Annotated in this window: 10 protein-coding genes; 8 read left to right on the forward strand and 2 right to left on the reverse strand. The window is 71.8% G+C overall.

Annotated elements, in window-relative coordinates:
* Positions 1 to 50 precede the first annotated feature (50 nt).
* On the reverse strand, positions 51 to 1595 hold the full coding sequence (locus AB0389_RS02680) for a glycosyl hydrolase family 28 protein (RefSeq protein WP_366393497.1): 1545 nt from the start codon (positions 1593 to 1595) through the stop codon (positions 51 to 53).
* Between the two features lie 341 nt (positions 1596 to 1936).
* Here AB0389_RS02680 and AB0389_RS02685 point away from each other — a divergent pair, with 341 nt between their 5' ends.
* Genes AB0389_RS02685 through AB0389_RS02695 form a run of 3 tightly spaced genes read left to right on the forward strand, consistent with a single transcriptional unit; the run spans position 1937 to position 5662 of the window.
* Complete coding sequence (locus tag AB0389_RS02685; protein ID WP_366393757.1) at positions 1937 to 3343, forward strand: MFS transporter; 1407 nt, start codon at positions 1937 to 1939, stop codon at positions 3341 to 3343.
* A gap of 43 nt (positions 3344 to 3386) precedes the next feature.
* Complete coding sequence (locus AB0389_RS02690) at positions 3387 to 4145, forward strand: response regulator transcription factor (protein WP_366393498.1); 759 nt, start codon at positions 3387 to 3389, stop codon at positions 4143 to 4145.
* Positions 4142 to 5662, forward strand: coding sequence for a HAMP domain-containing sensor histidine kinase (locus tag AB0389_RS02695; protein ID WP_366393499.1), 1521 nt, complete (start codon positions 4142 to 4144; stop codon positions 5660 to 5662). The genes AB0389_RS02690 and AB0389_RS02695 overlap by 4 nt, the downstream gene beginning before the upstream one ends.
* On the opposite strand, the gene AB0389_RS02700 is transcribed toward AB0389_RS02695, so the two are convergent.
* Complete coding sequence (locus tag AB0389_RS02700; RefSeq protein WP_366393500.1) at positions 5641 to 6612, reverse strand: TAXI family TRAP transporter solute-binding subunit; 972 nt, start codon at positions 6610 to 6612, stop codon at positions 5641 to 5643. The two genes, AB0389_RS02695 and AB0389_RS02700, sit on opposite strands and share 22 nt — an antisense overlap.
* A gap of 160 nt (positions 6613 to 6772) precedes the next feature.
* On the opposite strand from AB0389_RS02700, the gene AB0389_RS02705 reads away from it, so the two are divergent.
* The 5 genes from AB0389_RS02705 (at position 6773) to AB0389_RS02725 (ending at position 18534) form a co-directional block, all read left to right on the forward strand.
* Positions 6773 to 9460: a hypothetical protein gene (locus AB0389_RS02705; RefSeq protein ID WP_366393501.1), complete on the forward strand. Its 2688-nt coding sequence runs from the start codon at positions 6773 to 6775 to the stop codon at positions 9458 to 9460.
* Positions 9461 to 9715: 255 nt separating this feature from the next.
* Positions 9716 to 10399 (forward strand): hypothetical protein, encoded by a 684-nt coding sequence (locus tag AB0389_RS02710; protein ID WP_366393502.1) that lies wholly within the window; start codon positions 9716 to 9718, stop codon positions 10397 to 10399.
* A 156-nt stretch (positions 10400 to 10555) separates the two neighbouring features.
* Positions 10556 to 12658 carry a flotillin family protein gene (locus AB0389_RS02715; protein WP_366393503.1) on the forward strand — a complete coding sequence of 701 codons (2103 nt, stop codon included), beginning with the start codon at positions 10556 to 10558 and terminating at the stop codon, positions 12656 to 12658.
* 174 nt (positions 12659 to 12832) lie between these two features.
* Positions 12833 to 17926, forward strand: a complete 5094-nt coding sequence (locus AB0389_RS02720) for a DNA repair ATPase (protein WP_366393504.1) — start codon at positions 12833 to 12835, stop codon at positions 17924 to 17926.
* Between the two features lie 131 nt (positions 17927 to 18057).
* Positions 18058 to 18534 carry a hypothetical protein gene (locus AB0389_RS02725; RefSeq protein ID WP_366393505.1) on the forward strand — a complete coding sequence of 159 codons (477 nt, stop codon included), beginning with the start codon at positions 18058 to 18060 and terminating at the stop codon, positions 18532 to 18534.
* Positions 18535 to 18779 lie beyond the last annotated feature (245 nt).

An 18779-nucleotide genomic window follows, 5' to 3' on the forward strand; every position in this document is an offset into this window, starting at 1 on the left:
CGAGGGGCCCCGGACGTCATCAGATGTCCGGGGCCCCTCGCGTATCCGCCCTACAGCGCCGGGTACGCCGGGAACGTGCAGGTCGGTACGGAGCCACTGCCCGTGAGCGTGCTGGTGGTGACGCCCGTTCCTGACGGCGTCAGGTTGGTGTTGTACAGGCCGACGTTGGCGTACGAGGCGGTCGACGCGGTGGTGTCGAGGCTGACGTTCGCCAGGGTCACGCCGAGGGGGCGGGCGGCGTCGTAACCGGTCAGGACCGACTTCGCGTTCGAGACCGAGGCGGTCGAGCGCACCCCGTTGACCAGGACGCCGGTGAAGGACGGCACGGAGCTGCCCGTGCCGCCCGAGTAGCGGGTGTCGAAGACCAGCGGCTGCTTCACCTTGGTGATGCAGTTGCTGAGGTAGGTCACCTGCGCCACCTTGCCGCCGTTGGCCGCGCTGCTCTTGATGCGCAGACCGACGCTGCTGGCGCTGGCGTTGCCGAGCGCGTCGGTGCCCGTGACCGTGTTGTTGCTGACCAGGACGTTGCTGACGCCGCTGTTCGTCTCGCTGCCGATGGATATGCCGTGGGTGCCGTAGAAGTGGCTGTTCTTGACGGTGATGTTCTTGGACGCGGCGCTGCCGCCCTTGATCGCGACACCGTCGTCACCCGTCATCACGTACGAGTTGGCGATGGTGACGTCCGTGGCGCCGGCCGGGTCGATGCCGTCGGTGTTACGGGCGGTGGCGGGGGTCTTGATGCGGACGCCCCAGGCGGTGAAGCCGGTGGCGTTCTGGTACGAGACATGGAAGTTGGCCGAGTTGACCAGGTTGATGTTGTAGAGCGTGAAGTTGTTGGACTTCACGGCCTGGATCATGCGCGGGTTGTTCTGGTTCTTGCTCTCGGTCTTCGCCTGCGTGGCCAGCGCCCACCAGGTGACGTTCTTCCCGTACAGGACCATGTCGCCGCGGCCGTCGATCGTGCCCTGCGTACCGTTGCTCGCGCGTACGCTCTCCACGCCCGCGTTGGCACCCGAGACGCTGATCAGCGCCTTGCAGCCGCCGGAGTCGGTGGTGACCGTGCCGCAGGCCGGCTTGGACGCGATCTGGTAGTCGGCCGCGTTGAGCGAGCCGTACAGCGTGACGCCGGTGTCCAGCAGCAGGACGACGCCCTGGGGGACGGTGACCGGGCCGGTCAGGAAGGCGGCCTTGGCGCTGGTGCCGGTGGCGGCGGACGCCGTGAGCTTGACCGCGACCGAGCCCGTGCCGCTCTGCTTGCAGGCGTCCAGGGCGGCCTGGATACGGGCGGTGTCCGGCGGGGCCGCCTCCTTCGCCGCGTCGCTCTTGCGGCTCGTCATGCTCAGGCCGGCCGTCAGGGTCTTGCAGACGGTGGCCGGGACCTTCGGTTCGACGACGGTACGGCTGTCGCCCGTGGCGGACGCCGGGAGGGCGGCGGCGGTGACGGTGGTCGCGGCGTTCGCGCTCACGAGCACCCCGCCGGCCACGCCCGCGGCCAGGGCCGCGCTGACCGCGACCTTCGTCCTGGTGATCTTCCGGCGACGGTGCTTGGTGGGGGCGGGGGAAGTGGGGGGCAACTGCTCGGGGGTGGTGTGCATGTAGCGGCATCCTGTTCAGGTGGGGCGGCACAGCGGCGTTTCCGGTCTACGACCTCCAGTGCACCCCGCCGGACGGTGAAGTTGCCTTATGCCAGAGGAATTTGCCACGACTTGACCTTGGCATTGGTTTCGGACGGCCGGGCCGCGCCCGCAACACCCCTTCCTTAGCGGGACGTTAGATCTCCGCCCCTGGCCTTGTCCGGGCCGTCGGCCGCTCCCATGCTCTGGGCCGTTCCCCCCATCGAATTCCTGGAGCCGCCGCCATGCCGTCCCCCGGCACGCCCAGCACCCCCACCACCGACGCGACCGCTGTGCCGCGCAAGCAGAGCCAGCGCCTCGCCATGATCGGCGGATCGCTCGGCAATCTCGTCGAGTGGTACGACTGGTTCGTCTACGCCAGCTTCGCCATCTACTTCGCCGGCAACTTCTTCCCCCACGACAACCCCACCGCCCAGCTCATGAACACCGCCGGCATCTTCGCCGTCGGCTTCCTGATGCGCCCCGTCGGCGGCTGGCTGCTCGGGCGGGCCGCCGACCGGCACGGGCGCAAGAGCGCGCTCACCCTCACCGTCACCCTCATGTCGGCCGCGGCCCTGCTGATCGCGCTCGCGCCGACGTACGGGCAGGCCGGCTATCTCGGCGCTGGTGTGCTGCTGCTGGCGCGGCTGCTCCAGGGGCTGAGCATCGGCGGGGAGTACGCGGCGAGCGCCACGTATCTGACGGAGGCCGCCGACCGCGACAAGCGCGGGCTCGGCTCCTCGTACCAGTACGTGTCCATGACCGCCGGGCAGTTGCTCGGGCTCGGGATGCTCATCATCATGCAGCGCACGCTCACCACCGAGCAGATCTCCACCTGGGGCTGGCGGGTGCCGTTCCTGCTCGGCGCGGTGTTCGCCGTGGTCGTGTTCTGGCTGCGGCGCCGGCTGCACGAGACGGAGGCGTTCGCCGAGCAGCAGCGGGCCGACGACGGGATCGACGGGACCGAGGGGGTGGCAGGGGAGCGCGGCACCATGAAGGCGCTCTGGCAGCACCGCCGCGAGGCCCTGCTCGTCATCGCGCTCACACTCGGCGGCACACTCGCGTACTACACGTACACCACGTATCTGACCAAGTACCTGATCGGCAGCGCGGGCATGCACAAGAACACCGCCACACTGGTCAGCTTCGCCGCCCTCACCATCTACGCCTGCCTCCAGCCGCTGTTCGGGATGCTCTCCGACCGCGTGGGGCGGCGGCCCCTGCTGATCGGGTTCGGCGTCGGCTGCGCGGCCGGTACGTACCCGATCATGACGGCCCTCGGCGGTGTCACCTCCTTCTGGGCGGCCCTGGGCCTCTCCGTGCTGGCGCTCACCATCGTCAGCGGGTACACCTCGATCAGCGCTGTCGTGAAGGCCGAGCTGTTCCCGACCCGGGTGCGGGCGCTCGGGGTGGCGCTGCCGTACGCGATCGCCAACGCGCTGTTCGGCGGGACGGCGGAGTATGTGGCGCTGTGGTTCAAGGACGGCGGCCACGAGACGTACTTCTTCTGGTACGTGTCCGGGTGCGCGCTGATCTCGCTGGTGGCGTACGTCCTGATGCCGGACACCCGCGCGGCGGCGATGAGCCGGCGGGAGGCGGAGGACGACCGGCGGGAGGCGGGGGCGGCGGGGGCGGCGGGGGCCGTCCCACCGGCTTCCGCTTCGGCGGCCACGTCCACGACCGCGGCCAGCTCCACGTCCACGTCCACGCCCACGTCCACGACCGGGTGACACGGCCTGTTCCGTACCCCCGGTGTCGATTACCTTGACCGGAATGCACGCCCTGCTCGTCGAGGACGACGACCGAATGGCCCACGCGCTCAGCACGGCCCTGGCCCGGCGCGGCCACACCGTACGGCGCGTGGGCCGGGCGCTGGACGCGCTGCTGCACGCGCACGAGGCGGAGTTCGTCCTCCTGGACCTCGGCCTGCCCGACCTCGACGGGATACAGCTGCTGCGCAGGCTGCGCGCGGTGTGCGCCGCGCCGCTGATCGTGGTGACGGCGCGCTGCGAGGAGCGCGACATCGTGCAGGGGCTGCGGGCCGGGGCCGACGACTACGTGGTGAAGCCGTTCCGGATGGCGGAGCTGATCGCCCGGATCGACACGGTACGCAGACGGTCGGACCCGGCGGCCCACGAGGCGAGGGAGGCCCGGCAGGCGCGCGGGGACCGCGAACGCCTCGGGGATCGCGAGGACGGGTCCGCCGTGGTGCGCCGCGGGGACGTGGACATCGACCTGGCCGGGCGTACGGTGACGGTCGCGGGCGCCGAAGTGGCCCTGACCCGGCGCGAGTTCGACGTACTGGCCCATCTGGCCGCCCGCCCGGACCAGGTGCACGCGCGCGAGGAGATCCTCGACCGGGTGTGGGGCGATGTGCTGCTGGCCGCGTCGCGGTCGCTCGATGTGCATGTCGCGGGCATCCGCTCGAAGACGGGCCGCGCCGAACTGGTCCGTACGGTACGGGGGTTCGGCTATCAGCTCGGACGAGTCGACAGCCGTACCGGGAGCCGTACCGACAGCCGCCTTCCGTGAGGCGCAGGCTGCTCTGGGTGCTCGTCCTCCTCATGGGCGCGGTCGTGCTGCTGCTCTGCCTGCCGCTCGCCGACGGCTACGCCCGGAGCCGCACCGAGCATCTGCTGCTGCAACGCCGCGCCGACGCAGTCCGCTTCGCCGACCTCGCCGAGCGCGCCACGACGACGGCCGACCGTACCGAACTGACGGCGGAGATACGGCGGTACGCGGAGGTGTACGGGGCCGGGATGACGGTCGTCGACACGGCGGGGAAGACGGTGACCCGCGCCGCCCCGGAGACCGACGCCCGTGCGGATGCGGTCGGTGCGGGTGCGGGTGCGGGTGCGGCCGGTGCGCGCGAGGCTCTCGGCGCCCGTGCCCGCGCGCTCACCGGCCGGTCCACCGAGCAGCTGCCCACGATCCGGCCCTGGGGCCCCCGTACCGTCACCGTCGCCGAGCCCGTCGGCCGCGACGAACGCGTCAGCGGCGCCGTCCTGCTCGCCGTCCCGACCCGGGCCGCCCGCCACGACGTGGCCGTGCGCTGGGCGCTGATCGGCGCCGGGGCGATCGCCGCGTTCGCCGCCGCCGCGCTGGTCGCGGCGGGCATCGCGCGCTGGCTGATGCGGCCCGTACGGGACCTGGACCGGGCGGTGGAGGGTCTGGCGGCCGGCGCGCTCACCAGCAGGGCCGCCGCCTCCGCCACCGGGCCGCCCGAACTGCGGCGTCTGCGGCGGCAGTTCAACGCGATGGCGGAGACCGTCGCGGACTCCCTCAACCGGCAGCGCGCCTTCGTCGCGGACGCCTCCCACCAGCTACGCAACCCGCTGGCCACGCTCGTGCTCCAACTGGAGAACATCGAGCCCCACTTGAACCCGGCGTCGGCGGACGGCCACGCCGAGCACCTGCGGGCGCTGGAGGAGACGGAACGCCTCGCCGCACTGCTGGACGGGCTGCTCGCGCTGGCCCGGGTGGAGGCGGGGGCGGGGGAGGGGGCGGGAGAGGGGGCGGAGGCGCGGACCGTACAGAACGCCGAGGACGCGGTACGGGACCGGGCGGCGGCCTGGACGCCGGTGCTGGCGGCGGCGGGGCTGACGGTGACGTTGACGGTGACCGTGGCAGCCAGTTGCTGTGCGGTCCGTGCCCTGCCGGACGCCGTCGGGCGGGTGCTGGACGCGCTGCTCGACAACGCGGCGAAGTTCGTACCGCGCGGGGGCGGGGTCGAGATCGGGGTGTCGCGGAGGGAAGGGGATGCGGCCGGGGTGACCGGCGGCGCGGGCCCGATGGTCGTGGTCCGGGTCGCGGACGACGGTCCCGGCGCGCCGCCGGATCAACTCCCGTCCCTGCTCGACCGGTTCACCCGGGGCGCGGCACACCAGAACATCCCCGGCAGCGGCCTCGGGCTGGCCATCGCCGACGAGATCGCGCGGCGCAGCGGGGGCCGGCTGACGGCGGCGGCCCGGGAGCCGCGCGGGCTGGTGGTGGAGCTGAGCCTGCCTGAGGCGCCGCCGGTCGTGTCTCAGCCGTACACCGACCGGTAGTACGCCACCGCCCCCGGATGCAGCGGCACACTCCCCGTGGAGATCGCGAAGCGCGGCTCCAGTCGGGCCCCGGCCGTCACTTCGCGCAGCAGCTCGCGCCGCCGTCCGAAGACGACGGGGAGCAGCTCGCGCACGACGGAGGCGGGCACGTCGGGGCGGGCGAGGAGGTAGTTGCCGACGCCGATGGTGCCGACCGGCCGGTCGAGACCGTACGCGCCGACGGGGATCGTGGCGGGCGAGTAGAGCGGGCCGTACGTGGCGCGCAGCGCCGGAACGTACCCGTCCAGCGGCAGGAAACGCAGCGGAAGCCGCCGCGCCAGCGTGGTCAGGCTGGGCGTGGACACACCGCCCGACCAGCACAGCGCGTCGACCGTGCCCGCCCGCAGCCCGGCCGCCGAGTCGGCGAGGCTCAGCCGTCGCTCCCGTACGGCCCGGCGCCCGGTCAGCCCGGCGGCGCGCAGCACGCGCCCGGCGACCACCCGTACCCCGGAACCGTCGGGGCCGGTCGCGACGGACCGCCCGGCCAGATCGGGAACGGTACGGACGGGACCGGCGGCCGGCACCGCCAGATGCGTGTAGTTGACGTACACCCGGGCCAGCGCGGCGATCGCCACCGGCGCCCCGGCGAACGTCCCCCGCCCCAGCACCGCGTCCTCCGACACGTCCGCGATGGCGAGCGCCAACTGGGCTTCCCCGGTGGCGAGTTTGCGCAGATTCCCCACGCTCGCGGAGGTGGTCACCGGCACGACGCGCAGCGGCTGCCCGCTCTCCGCCACCGCCACGGCGAGCGCCCGCCCGAACGCGTTGTACGGTCCGCCCTCCACCCCGGTCGCCAGCCGCAGCCGTCGTACCGTCCCGCCGTCCGCCGAGCATCCGCCGAGCAGCAGGGCGAGCGCAGCGCCGCCGCCGGAGAGAAGCCGACGGCGTTCGAGGGCGTTGTGCGTCGTCACGGGGGCAGCGTAGGGCTCCGGCAACGCCTCGGAAGCTCCTCCGGCAGGGAACACAAGTCCGAACATGTGGCGTCGAACTGCGTTTAAAGTGTCGGTGATCGCTCCGGCCTCCCGTCTGGAGGGGCCTCGGAGCACCTGACACGAGGGGGGACGCGGTTTCATGCCGCCTATCAGGAATCACCGTGCGGGAAGCCGAAGACACCGCGCGACCACCACCGGAATCGCACTGGCGGGAACGGTGGTCCTGTCGGCCACCACCCTGTTCAGCGGCACCGGAATCGGAACCGGCACGAGCTGGGCGGCGGACGCGGGGGCGACCGCCACGACGTCCGCCGGAGCCACGACGTCCGCCGGAGCTACGACGTCCGCCGGAGCCACGACGGCCACCACCGCTTCCGGCACGCGCGGCGCCGAACTGGCCACCGGTGAGCGCGTGGACGTCGTCGGCGACGGTGCGGGTTCCGGTTCGAACATCCGGATCACCCCCGGCCCCGGCCGGACCATGGACCGGTACGCCTTCGCCTCCACGGACGGCGAGGTGAGCGTGCGGCCGGTCGACGTGCGGCGGCCCGTGGCCACGACGGAGATCCCCGCCGCTGCGAACGGGAAGGCAGCGACGGCATCGGCACCCGCCGTCAGCGCCGCCGCGAGCACGTACACCGTGAAGATGAAGGTCGACGGCGAGAACAGCCCCGGGTCGCTGTTCCGGATCTGGGACCGCAAGACCTGGGCGTCCTACAGCATCAACACCGACAACGAACACCCCAGCGCCTCGAAGAAGCTGCCGCCCGGCGACTACTTCTCCGTCGCGCAGGTCTCCCGGTGGAAGGAACCCGCCTACCTGCTGGTCCGTACCTTCAAGGTCACCACGGCGGCGCTCACGGTCGACTTCGAGACGAAGAAGGCCAAGGAGACCGGTATCCGGACCGACGAATCCACGGCCGTCCTCGACACGTCCACCGCCTGGATCTCCGTTCCGGGTGGTGGTTTCGCGGGCTTCGTGGGTGGCGGGCGCAGTTACGACGGGATGAACCGGAAGGTGTACGTCACCCCGTTCTCGCAGGCCGGTGTCTCGCTGCGGCTCCACGAGGTGCAGGTCAAGAAGGGGTCGGCCGACTCCGCGCCGTCCCCGTACCGGTACGACCTCACGCACTTCTTCAAGGACACCGTCCCCGCCTCGCCGGTCAAGCAGGTGCGCACCGCGAACCTGGCCAAGACCGTCACCGCCGTCCGCGCGCCCGGGACCGGTCGCAGCGGCTATCTGTACTCCGCGCCCCGCACGGGTGACGACGGCGTCTACATCGGAAGCGCCGTGCCCCTCGGCGGCAGCGTCACCGAGTACGTGACGCCGGGCATCGCCTATTCGAGGATGTTCCAGTACGACGGCGGGGACCACTCGACGCAGCTCCCTGCCCGTACGCTGAAGGCCGGCACGTCCGCCGGGGAGACGCTCGGCGCGGCGCCGTTCCAGCCGAGCCCGCTGAGCGACTACTCCGGTTCCACCCGGCGTGGCGCGACGATCCAGCTGTACGAGCCCGACGCCTTCTCGGATGCCGAGGGTCACGGCGCCTACGACTCCCGGGCCAAGGTCTCGTACCGGCTCGGCTTCCGGGGCGAGACCATCGCGGAGGCGAAGGACCTGGGCGCCCTGAAGACGCTGAACGCGCCCGTCGGCAGCGGTTCGGGGATGTACGAGCTGGTCCACACCGCCGACCGCAAGGTGCCCTACTCCCGGCTCTCCACACAGGTGCGCAGCGAGTGGGCGTTCGCGTCGACCGCCATGAGGAGCAGCGGGGACCTGCCCCTGGTCGACACCGCCCTCACCGTGTCGGGGCTCGACGCGAGGAACACCGCGAAGGCCGCCCCCGTGACCGTCACCGCGACGGCGTCCACCCGGACGAACGGGTACAACGACCCGTACGACGACGTCAGTACGGTCACCGGCATCGAGTACTCGACGGACGACGGCGCGAACTGGCACGGACTGCCGCTCCAGCAGACCGGCGACAGCGCCGCCTCGGCGACCCTGCCCGTCCCGGCGAGCGCGTCCTTCGTGTCGCTGCGCGTCACGGCGGGGAACGCGGCCGGCGGCTCGGTACGGCGCACGGTCACCCGCGCGTTCATGGGGCCGGCCCCGCAGGCGGATCAGACCGTCGGCAAGACCACGATCAGCAAGGTCGTGATCAACGGCGGAAAGCCCCTGACCCTCCACAACGACCCGTTGCAGAGCTTCACCGCGCGGTTCACGGCCACCGACCCGTCCGGCATCGCGGACGGGGATCTGTACCTGTACCGGGGCGCGTACAACAAGCCCGACGGCGTGCTGACCGGCTGGCCCGCCACCTGCAAGCGGACCAACGCGACCACCTCGGCCTGTGAGGTGACCTTCGCCTATCTCGACCCGGTCGCCAGCCTGGGCAGGAACGCGCTCGCGGGCACCTGGAAAGCGGCGGCGTTCGCCCGCGCGGCCGACGGACAGAGCCTGACCGACCGCCAGTCCGTGGCGACCGTCCAGCTCAGGCGCCACTCCAGGGCGACCGTCGCCGCCACACCCAAGCCGGTCAAGAAGGGCAAGACCCTGACGGTCACCGGCAAGCTCTCCGTGCTCAACCTGGAGAACGCCAACTACACCCACTACGTCGGCCACGGCGGCCAGTCGGTGAAGCTCCAGTTCCGCAAGAAGGGCGGCACCGAGTACACCAACGTCAAGACGGTGAAGGCGGACAGCGCCGGCAAGCTGAAGACCACGGTCAAGGGTTCCGCGACGGGCCACTGGCGTTTCAGTTACGCGGGCTCGTCGATCGCCTCGGCGGTCAACTCCTCCGGGGCGTACGTCGTCGTCAAGTAGCCGTCGTGGTACCTCCGTTGCCAGGAGGGTTGGGGTCGGGCCCCGGCATTAAGGAAACGTAAAGATTGCCGGATTCCGGCAATGCGTTTTGATGCTCCCTGCAAGCACAATGGTCTCAGCACAACGGGGGCCACGGGGGAACACGGGGGAACCACGGGGGATCGGCCCCCGGCGTCGCGATACGGCAACGTATCGGCGTCGGGGGCCGGCACACACGTAGACAGACTTGGACGCGCACGGGGAGGTGGGGTGGGGATGAACGAGTTCATCGGCGCCGCATTGGCCTTCCCCGCCGTCCTGTTCGGCGCCGCGCTGCTCGTGGTGATCGCCTTCTGGCTGCTGGTGCTGGCGGGCGCGACCGAGTACGACGCCTTTGACGCGCAGGTGGACACCGGGGTGGGCGCCGACGGCGTTGGTGGCTCAGGTGGCTCAGGTGGTGCCGGGCTCGGCGGAGTGCCGGTGACCATTCCTGTATCGCTTCTGATCGCCATTGCCTGGTTCACCACCTTGACGGGATCGGTGCTGGTGCGCCGACAGGTGGATCCCGGCACCGCCCGGACCCTCTGGTCCGCCGCCGTGCTGGTCGCCGGGTCGCTGATCGCCTGGGGCGTCACGCGGCTGCTCGTACGGCGGCTGCGCGACCTGGTTCCTGAACAGGCGCCGCCGTCACGGCTGGACTTCATCGGGCTGACGTGCACGATCCGCACCGGCTCCGTCTCCGCCGACTTCGGTCAGGCCGAGGTGGCGGCGGCGGACGGCTCGACCGCGCTCGTCCAGGTGCGGCAGGCCGAACCGGCCGACGCGGCCGGCGCGGCCGATGCGCTCGGCGCGGGGTGTACGGGGCTGCTGTACGCGTTCGACGTGGAGGGCGAGTTCTTCTGGGTCGCGCCGTACGACCCGGAGCTCGACCCGCGCAACGCGCCGCGCAACGCGGCCTGAGCCCGTACCGCCGCTGCCCGTACCGCTATCACCGTCGCTCACCGGTGCTCGCCGTCGCTTCTGGCGACCTCATCCGTTGGCACGCGCCCCCGGCGCTCCGCGCCCTGTGGCTCTGCCCTGCCCGCTTCCCGCTCTCTCGCTTCGCAAGGACTCCTCATGGATGCCATCTCCTTGGGCATCGGCGTGCTGATCGCCGTTGTCCTGCTCATCGCCCTCGCCACGTTTCTGCTGATCAGCCGGTTGTTCCGCAAGGTGGAGCAGGGCCGGGCGCTGATCATCTCCAAGACCAAGAAGGTGGACGTCACCTTCACGGGCGCCGTCGTCCTGCCGGTCCTGCACAAGGCCGAGTACATGGACATCTCGGTGAAGATCATCGAGATCCGCCGGACCGGCCGGGAAGGGCTCATCTGCCAGGACAACATCCGCGCCGACATCCACATCTCGTTCTTCGTGCGGGTCAACAAGACCGTCGAGGACGTCATCAAGGTCGCCCAGGCGATCGGCACGCAGCGCGCCAGCGACAAGGTCGCCATCCAGGAGTTCTTCGCGGCGAAGTTCTCCGAGGCGCTCAAGACCGTCGGCAAGCAGCTCGACTTCGTCGACCTCTACACCAAGCGCGAGGAGTTCCGCGACCGGATCATCCGGGTCATCGGGACGGACCTCAACGGCTACCACCTCGACGACGCGGCCATCGACTTCCTTGAGCAGACGCCGATGACCCAGCTCGACGGCGCCAACATCCTCGACGCCCAGGGCATCCGCAAGATCACCGAACTGACGGCGGTCGAGCACGTCCGTACGAACGAGTTCCAGCGCACCGAGCAGAAGGAGATCACCCGGCAGAACGTCGACGCCCGGGAGACCATCCTGGAGCTGGAGCGCCGGCAGGCCGAGGCCGAGATCAAGCAGCGCCGCGAGGTCGAGACGCTGCGGGCGCGCGAGGAGGCGGCCACCTCCAAGGTGCAGGAGGAGGAGCGGCTCGGGGCGCAGACCGCGTTCCTCCGTACGGAGGAGCAGCTCGGCATCCAGCGGGAGAACCAGGCCCGCGAGATCGCGGTCGCGCAGAAGAACCGCGAGCGGGTCATCGCCATCGAGAACGAGCGGATCGAGAAGGACCGCCTGCTTGAGGTCATCGGGCGGGAGCGCGAGACCGAGATGAGCCGGATGTCCAAGGACAAGGAGGTCGAGGCGGAGCGCCGCGAGGTCGCCGACGTCATCCGCGAGCGGATCGCGGTGGACCGTACGGTCGCGGAGCAGGAGGAGTCCATCAAGAAGCTCCGCATCGTCGAGGAGGCCGAGCGCACCCGCCAGGCCGTGATCATCGGTGCCGAGGCGGAGGCGCAGGAGAAGCTGGTCAAGGACATCAAGGCGGCCGAGGCGGCGGAGGCGTCGGCCAAGCACCGCGCGGCCGAGCAACTTACCCTCGCCGAGGCCCGGTTGAAGTCCGCCGACCTCGACTCGCGCGCCAAGCTGCGGCTCGCGGAGGGCATCCAGGCCGAGGCCGCCGCCGCCGGACTCGCCGAGGTCCAGGTCCGCGAGGCGGAGGCGGACGTCACCGAGAAGGCCGGCCGTGCGGAGGCCGAGGCGACCGAGGCGCGGCTGCGGGCCGAGGCCGAGGGCGCGCGGCTCAAGGCGCTCGCGGTCGCGGAGGGCACGCAGGCGCAGGCCACGGCGGACGCCGCGGTGATCGGCGAGAAGCTGAAGGCCGAGGCGGCGGGGCTGACCGAGAAGGCCGCGGCGATGGCCGCGCTGGACGAGGCGTCCCGTACGCACGAGGAGTACCGGCTGCGGCTGGAGGCCGAGAAGGAGATCCGGCTCGCCGGCTTCGACGTGCAGCGGCAGGTCGCGGAGGCGCAGGCCACGGTGCTCGCCACCGGTCTGGAGAACGCCGACATCAACATCGTCGGCGGGGACTCCGTCTTCTTCGACCGGCTGGTGTCGTCCATCTCGTTCGGCAAGAGCGTCGACGGCTTCATGGCCCACTCGGAGACGGCGCAGACGCTCGCGAAGCCGTGGCTGGACGGTTCGGCCAGTCTGCCGGAGGACCTGAAGCAGATCCTCGGCTCGGTCTCGACGGCCGATGTGCAGAACCTGACGGTGTCGGCGCTGCTGATGAAGCTGATGAAGTCCGGGGTCGCGGGGTCCACGCAGCTGGAGCAGTTGCTGGAGCAGGCGGACCGGCTGGGACTGGCGGACACCCCGCTCGCCGCGCTGAACGGCGCGGGAGAGGCAGCGGGGGCGGGCCGCGACAGAGCCTGAGGGCCGGGGTCTGACGGCCCACGCCCGAGGGTGTGGGGGATCCGGAGCCGCCGTACGGGGGTCGATGGTTCCGGATCCCCCGCGTAACAACAGGCGACAACAGGCGACAACACGCGACACGACACACGCATGACCTCGTACGGACCCCGTACGGAACGGAAGGCGAGAAGCCCGATGGAGACAGCAGTGGCCGGGACAGCGGCAGCGGCGGCGACGGCCTCGGTGGACGCCGGTACGTACGAGGTCCTGCGCGACCGGCTCGGCGCGCGGGCAACCGAACTGGCGCGCCGCGCCGAGGCGTTGAACGCCCGCCGGATCGAGGCGTTCGGCTCGATGGAGCTGGCCCTCACGGGTACGGAGCGCATCCGCACCGAGCAGCCGCGCCTGCCCCGGGACGTCGTCGCGGTGGGCGGCGCGCTGCTCTTCGGCGGCAACGTCCCGCCGGGGCAGGCGCGGGCGCGGGCGGTGGCGGGGGCACGGGCGGGGGCGCGGGCGTCGACGGCCGAGGGGCCCGCCGTCGGCGATGTCTTCGCCCTCTTCGACCGCGAGCTGAATCCGCTCCCCGCCGACGCGGTGCCAGGACTGCTCGACGACCCGGACTTCGTACGCGAGTTCGCGGAGCTGCACCGCTACTTCCGTGACGCCCGGCTGCTGCGGATCCGGCACACCGAGGGCCGGCTGCTCGCCGTCTTCCAGACCGGCGAGAGCACCGCCGACGTACGGGTGCTGCGCTGGGCGATCGCGGGGGACGGGACGGCCGGGACCGCCGGGACGGACGGGACGTACGGGACGGCCGGAACGGTCCGGTTCCTGGACGCGCGCGGTGAGCGCGACGATGTCCTCCCGGCCGCCCAGGACGTCGAGTGGACGGCCACCGCCCGCGAGGACCATGTCCTCGGCCGCCACCCGCACATCGCCATCGACGGCGGCACGGTGTTCGTCTCCACCGTCGGCGGCGCGCTGACCGTCAAGACGGAGAACGACACCGAGTCCGGTCCCGCCGACCCGGCCGCCGCGCTGTACACCGAGCCCGTCGACGAGCCGCTCCAGTCGCTGGCCGATGCCGAGGTGGAGTACGCGCGGGCCGGGGTGCTCGTCCTGCTGCGGGTGCGCCCGTACAAGGAGGAGACCCGGCGCCATCTGGTCTTCAACACCGTCACCAGGACCGTCGTACGGCTCGACGGCATCGGGCAGGCGTGCCGGCGGCTGCCCGAGGAGCAGGGGATCGTCTTCCCCGGCGGCTACTGCCTGGCGAGTGGCGCACACAAGACCTTCGACACCGACACCACCGGGCTGGAGTTCGAGCGCGAGCTGCGCTCGCCGAACGGCGAGGACGTGCTGTACGCGTTCCACGCCCGCGCCGAGGGCCGGGCCCTGCTCCTGCCGTACAACCTGATCCGCAAGGAGGTCGCGGCGCCGCTGCCCTGCCACGGGTACGCGCTCTTCGAGGACGGCACGACGGTCGTCCTGCGCGCGCCGGACACCGAGGAGCCGGCCCGGATCCACCCGCTCCAGATCTGGGCCTCGCCGTACGTCTCCGACACCTACGCCGCCGCCGCGTCCGCCTCGGCCGACGCCGGGCCGCTGGGCCGCATCGGCAACGCCGACCTGGTGCGCGGCATCTCCGACTGCCTGTCGCTGGCGCGCGCCGTCACCGAGACCGGCACGCCGACGACGGAGGGGTACGAGGCGCTCGTCGCCGCCTCCGTCCGCGCCGCCGACACCTACCACTGGCTGGGCGACGCCGAAGCGGGTGATCTGCGCGGGCCGCTGGCGGAGGTGCGGGCGACGGCCGAGCAGGTGCTGGCCGAGTTCGCCACCGTACAGACCCTGACGCGGCGGGCCGCCGACGCGTTCGACGAGTCGGCGGCCACGATCGCCGCTCTGGTGCGCCGGATCCGGGGCGAGGCGCCGCGCTCGGCCGCGGGATGGGTGGAGCGGCTGACCGAACTGCGGCGCGCGCACGGCCACTTGCTGACGCTGAAGGACCAGCGGTACGCGGACACCGGGCGCATCGACGCGCTCGCCGCCGAGGTCGAGGGTGACCTCACCTCGTTCGCGCGGCGGGCGGTCGAGTTCCTGCGCGGCGAGGACGCCTTCACCGCGTACCACGCGGACACCGAGGCGCTGACGGCCACCGCCGACGCGATCACCACGGTCGCCGGGGCGGCGCCGGTCGCGGCCCGGCTGGACGAGCTGGCGGAGGGGCTCCGTACCGTCACCGAGGTGGTGGCGGGGCTGGACATCGGCGACGCGACCGTCCGTACGTCCATCCTGGAGCGCATCGCGGAGGTGCTCGGCGGGGTCAACGCCGCCCGCGCCACCCTGGACGCGCGGCGCGGGGAGCTGGGCGAGCGGGAGGGACGGGCCGAGTTCGCGGCGGAGTCCGCCCTGCTGGGGCAGGCGGTCACGGGCGCGCTGGCCGCCGCGTCCACGCCCGAGAGCTGCGACGACCAGCTCGCGGGGCTGCTGCTGCGGCTGGAGAACCTCGAATCCCGGTTCGCGGAGTCGGACGACTTCCTCGCCGAGCTGGCGACCAAGCGCACCGAGGTCTACGAGACGTTCTCGGCGCGCAAGCAGGGCCTCCAGGACGCCCGCGCGCAGCGCGCCGAGCGGCTGGGCGACTCGGCGGCGCGCGTGCTGGAGACCATCGGCAGGCGGGCGGCGGCGCTCGGCTCGGCCGACGAGGTCAGTACGTACTTCGCCTCCGACCCGATGGTCGCCAAGGTCCGGCGGACGGTCGCCGAGCTGCGCGAACTGGGCGACCGGGTACGGGCGGAGGAGCTGGACGGCCGGATCAAGGCGGCCCGCCAGGAGGCGGCGCGCGCCCTGCGCGACCGCACGGACCTGTACGCGGACGGTGGCGCGCTGATCCGGCTGGGGCGGCACAGCTTCGCGGTCAACACGCAGCCGCTGGACCTGACGCTCGTACCGCACGGGGGTGGTTCCGGTTCCGGTCCTGGAGACGCGGGCGGGCTGAGCTTCGCGCTCACCGGCACCGACTACCGGGCGCCCGTCACCGACCCGGAGTTCGCGGCGACGCGGCCGTACTGGGGGCAGGAGCTGCCGTCGGAGTCGGCGGAGGTGTACCGGGGCGAGTATCTGGCGGCGCGGCTGCTGGAGAGCGGGGCGGCCTCCGCCGGCCCGGTCTCCGATGCCGAACTGGCCGTTCTCGTACGGAAGTCGGCCGAAGAGGCGTACGACGAGGGGTACGAGCGCGGCGTCCACGACCACGACGCCACCCTCATCCTCGCCGCCCTGCTGCGGCTGCGCGCCGAGGCCGGGGCCCTGCGGTACGAGCCGGCCGCCCGCGCCGCCGCGCAGCTCTTCTGGGCGCACGGTACGACGCCGGAGGCGCGCGAGGCGTGGACCCGGCGGGCGGTGTCGATGGCGCGCGCCAGGGAGACGTTCGGCCTGGCACCCGCGATCGAGGCGCTCCAGGAGGAACTGGCTGAGGCGATGGGCGAGTTGACGCAGGGCGCGTCGGCCGCCGCGTACCTCTTCGAGGAGCTGACCTCGGGCCCCGAGGGCTTCGCCACCAGCGCGGGCGCGCGGACGCTGCTCGACAAGTTCCGCCACGCGGTGGGTACTTCGGCGGCGGGCGTCTCCGCGTACGACGAGGACCTGGCCGGGCTCGGCGGCGAACTCGCCGCGCGCCGCCAGCTCGTGGAGAACTGGCTCGGCGCGTACGCGGCGGCCGGCGGCCAGGACGGGATCACCCCCGGCGACCTGGCGGAGGCGGTCGCGGTCGAGCTCTGCCCGGACCTGCCCCGCTACGAGGTGTCGGCCTCACTCAGCGAGACCGTCGACGGCCTGCTCGGTGCCCACCCGAGGATCGAACGACGACGGCTGACCGTACGACTGGATGAACTCCTTTCCCGTACAGCCGACTTCCGCACCCGCGTCGCCCCCGGCTTCCGCGCGTACCAGCGCCTGCGCGGCGCCCTCGTCACGGCCGAGCGGGCGCGGCTGCGCCTGGACGACTACCGGCCGCGCGTCATGTCGTCCTTCGTGCGCAACCGCCTCATCGACGAGGTCTACCTCCCGCTCATCGGCGACAACCTCGCCAAGCAGCTCGGCACGGCGGGCGAGTCCAAGCGCACCGACAGCAACGGGCTGCTGCTCCTCGTCTCGCCGCCGGGGTACGGCAAGACGACGCTCATGGAGTACGTGGCCGACCGGCTCGGCCTGGTCCTCGTCAAGATCAACGGCCCGGCCCTGGGCCACGCCGTCACCTCCCTCGACCCCGACCAGGCGCCGAACGCGACCGCCCGCCAGGAGGTCGAGAAGATCAACTTCGCGCTGGAGGCGGGCAACAACACCCTGCTCTACCTGGACGACATCCAGCACACCTCGCCCGAACTGCTCCAGCAGTTCATCCCGCTCTGCGACGCGCAGCGCCGTATCGAGGGCGTGCGGAACGGCGAGACGCGGACGTACGACCTGCGCGGCAAGCGCTTCGCGGTCTGCATGGCGGGCAACCCGTACACCGAGTCCGGCCACCGCTTCCGTATCCCCGACATGCTCGCCAACCGCGCCGACGTGTGGAATCTGGGCGACGTGCTGACCGGCAAGGAGGACGTCTTCGCGCTGAGCTTCGTGGAGAACGCCCTCACCGCCCACCCCGTCCTCGCCCCGCTCGCCGCCCGCGACCGCGCAGACCTGGACATCCTCGTACGCCTGGCCGCCAACGACCCGACTGCCGCAGCCGATCCGGCGGCCACCGCCGGCCGCCTCACCCACCCCTACGCGCCCGCCGAGCTGGACCGCGTCCTGGCCGTCCTGCGGCATCTGCTGACGGCGCGCCGGACGGTGCTGGCGGTCAACGAGGCGTACATCGCCTCGGCGGCCCAGTCCGACGCGACGCGCACGGAGCCGCCGTTCCTGCTCCAGGGCTCGTACCGCAACATGAACAAGATCGCGGCCAGGATCGACGCCGTCATGAACGACGCCGAACTCGCCGCCGTCATCGACGACCACTACACGGGCGAGGCCCAGACCCTGACCTCGGGCGCGGAGTCCAACCTCCTCAAACTCGCGGAACTGCGCGGGACGTTGACGGAGGAGCGGGCGGCGCGCTGGATGGAGATCAAGAGGTACCACGTACGCGAGGCGACCCTAGGCGGTTCGGACACCGACCCGCTCACGCGCGCGGTGGCGGCGCTGGGACTGCTGGCGGACCGGGTGGGGGCGGTGGAGGCGGCGATCACGCGGGTGACGGGGGGCTCGGGGGCGGGCTCGGGCTCGGGGCGCCATGCGGCGGGCTGAAGTGCCTTTGGGCTGAGCGATGTTGAGGTGGAACCGAGTCCACCGCGACCACATCTCCTTCGGCGATCCTCTTCCTCGTGAGTGTTTTGGAGCAGTGAACCGTGATGGTGCGTCACAGACCCTTGTATGCCATGGCCGCGACAGTGGTTTCCGTCCTCGTCCTGACATCCTGCTCGAGCGACGAGTTCGAGGGCTGGCCGTCGGCCGCGGAGGCCAAGGCGGAGTACGTGAAGCACAGCCAAACGCTCACGCTCGCGCCGGACAGCGAGTGGCCGACCGATACGGTCGGCATGCTGGGCGTGGAGGAGCCGGACGCGAAGAAGGACGACAAGGACTTCAGGGTCCGGATCGCACCGGGCGGCGGCCAGGCCCTGGCGGACGAATACTGGCTCTGCACCTGGGAGCGGCATGTCCTCAAGGACGGCCTCCCGAAGAACGAGCAGAGTGCGGCTTTGAAGGAAGTGGCCAAGTTCCGGGAAGCCGACACGTACAAGAAGGAAAAAAAGCGCAGAGAGCGCTTCGACGGCGTATTCAAAAAGGCCGAGGAGGGCGAGTACGAGGACATGCGCGAGGAGTTCAAGGACTTCTGCGCGGACGTGCCGAAGTAAAAGGCGCGCGGTGGGCGGGCGGTGGATGGGGTGCGGACGGGGCGGCGGGCGAGGCGGCGGGCGCCTTCGGCTCGTCGCCGGCCCGCGGCCGTAAACCTTTGGCCACGGCTCGACAAGCCCTCGTACCTCTGTGAACATCCGGCATCCGGCGTGCTGTTGAGCCGCCGTGAAGCTGGGGGGCTTTTCTCACGTGAATGTACGCATCCGTGCGCGCCGTACGACGAGGCTCGCACTCGCATCCGCAT

Source organism: Streptomyces sp. NPDC093109, from assembly GCF_040701725.1.
In the GTDB taxonomy this organism is placed as follows: Bacteria; Actinomycetota; Actinomycetes; order Streptomycetales; family Streptomycetaceae; genus Streptomyces.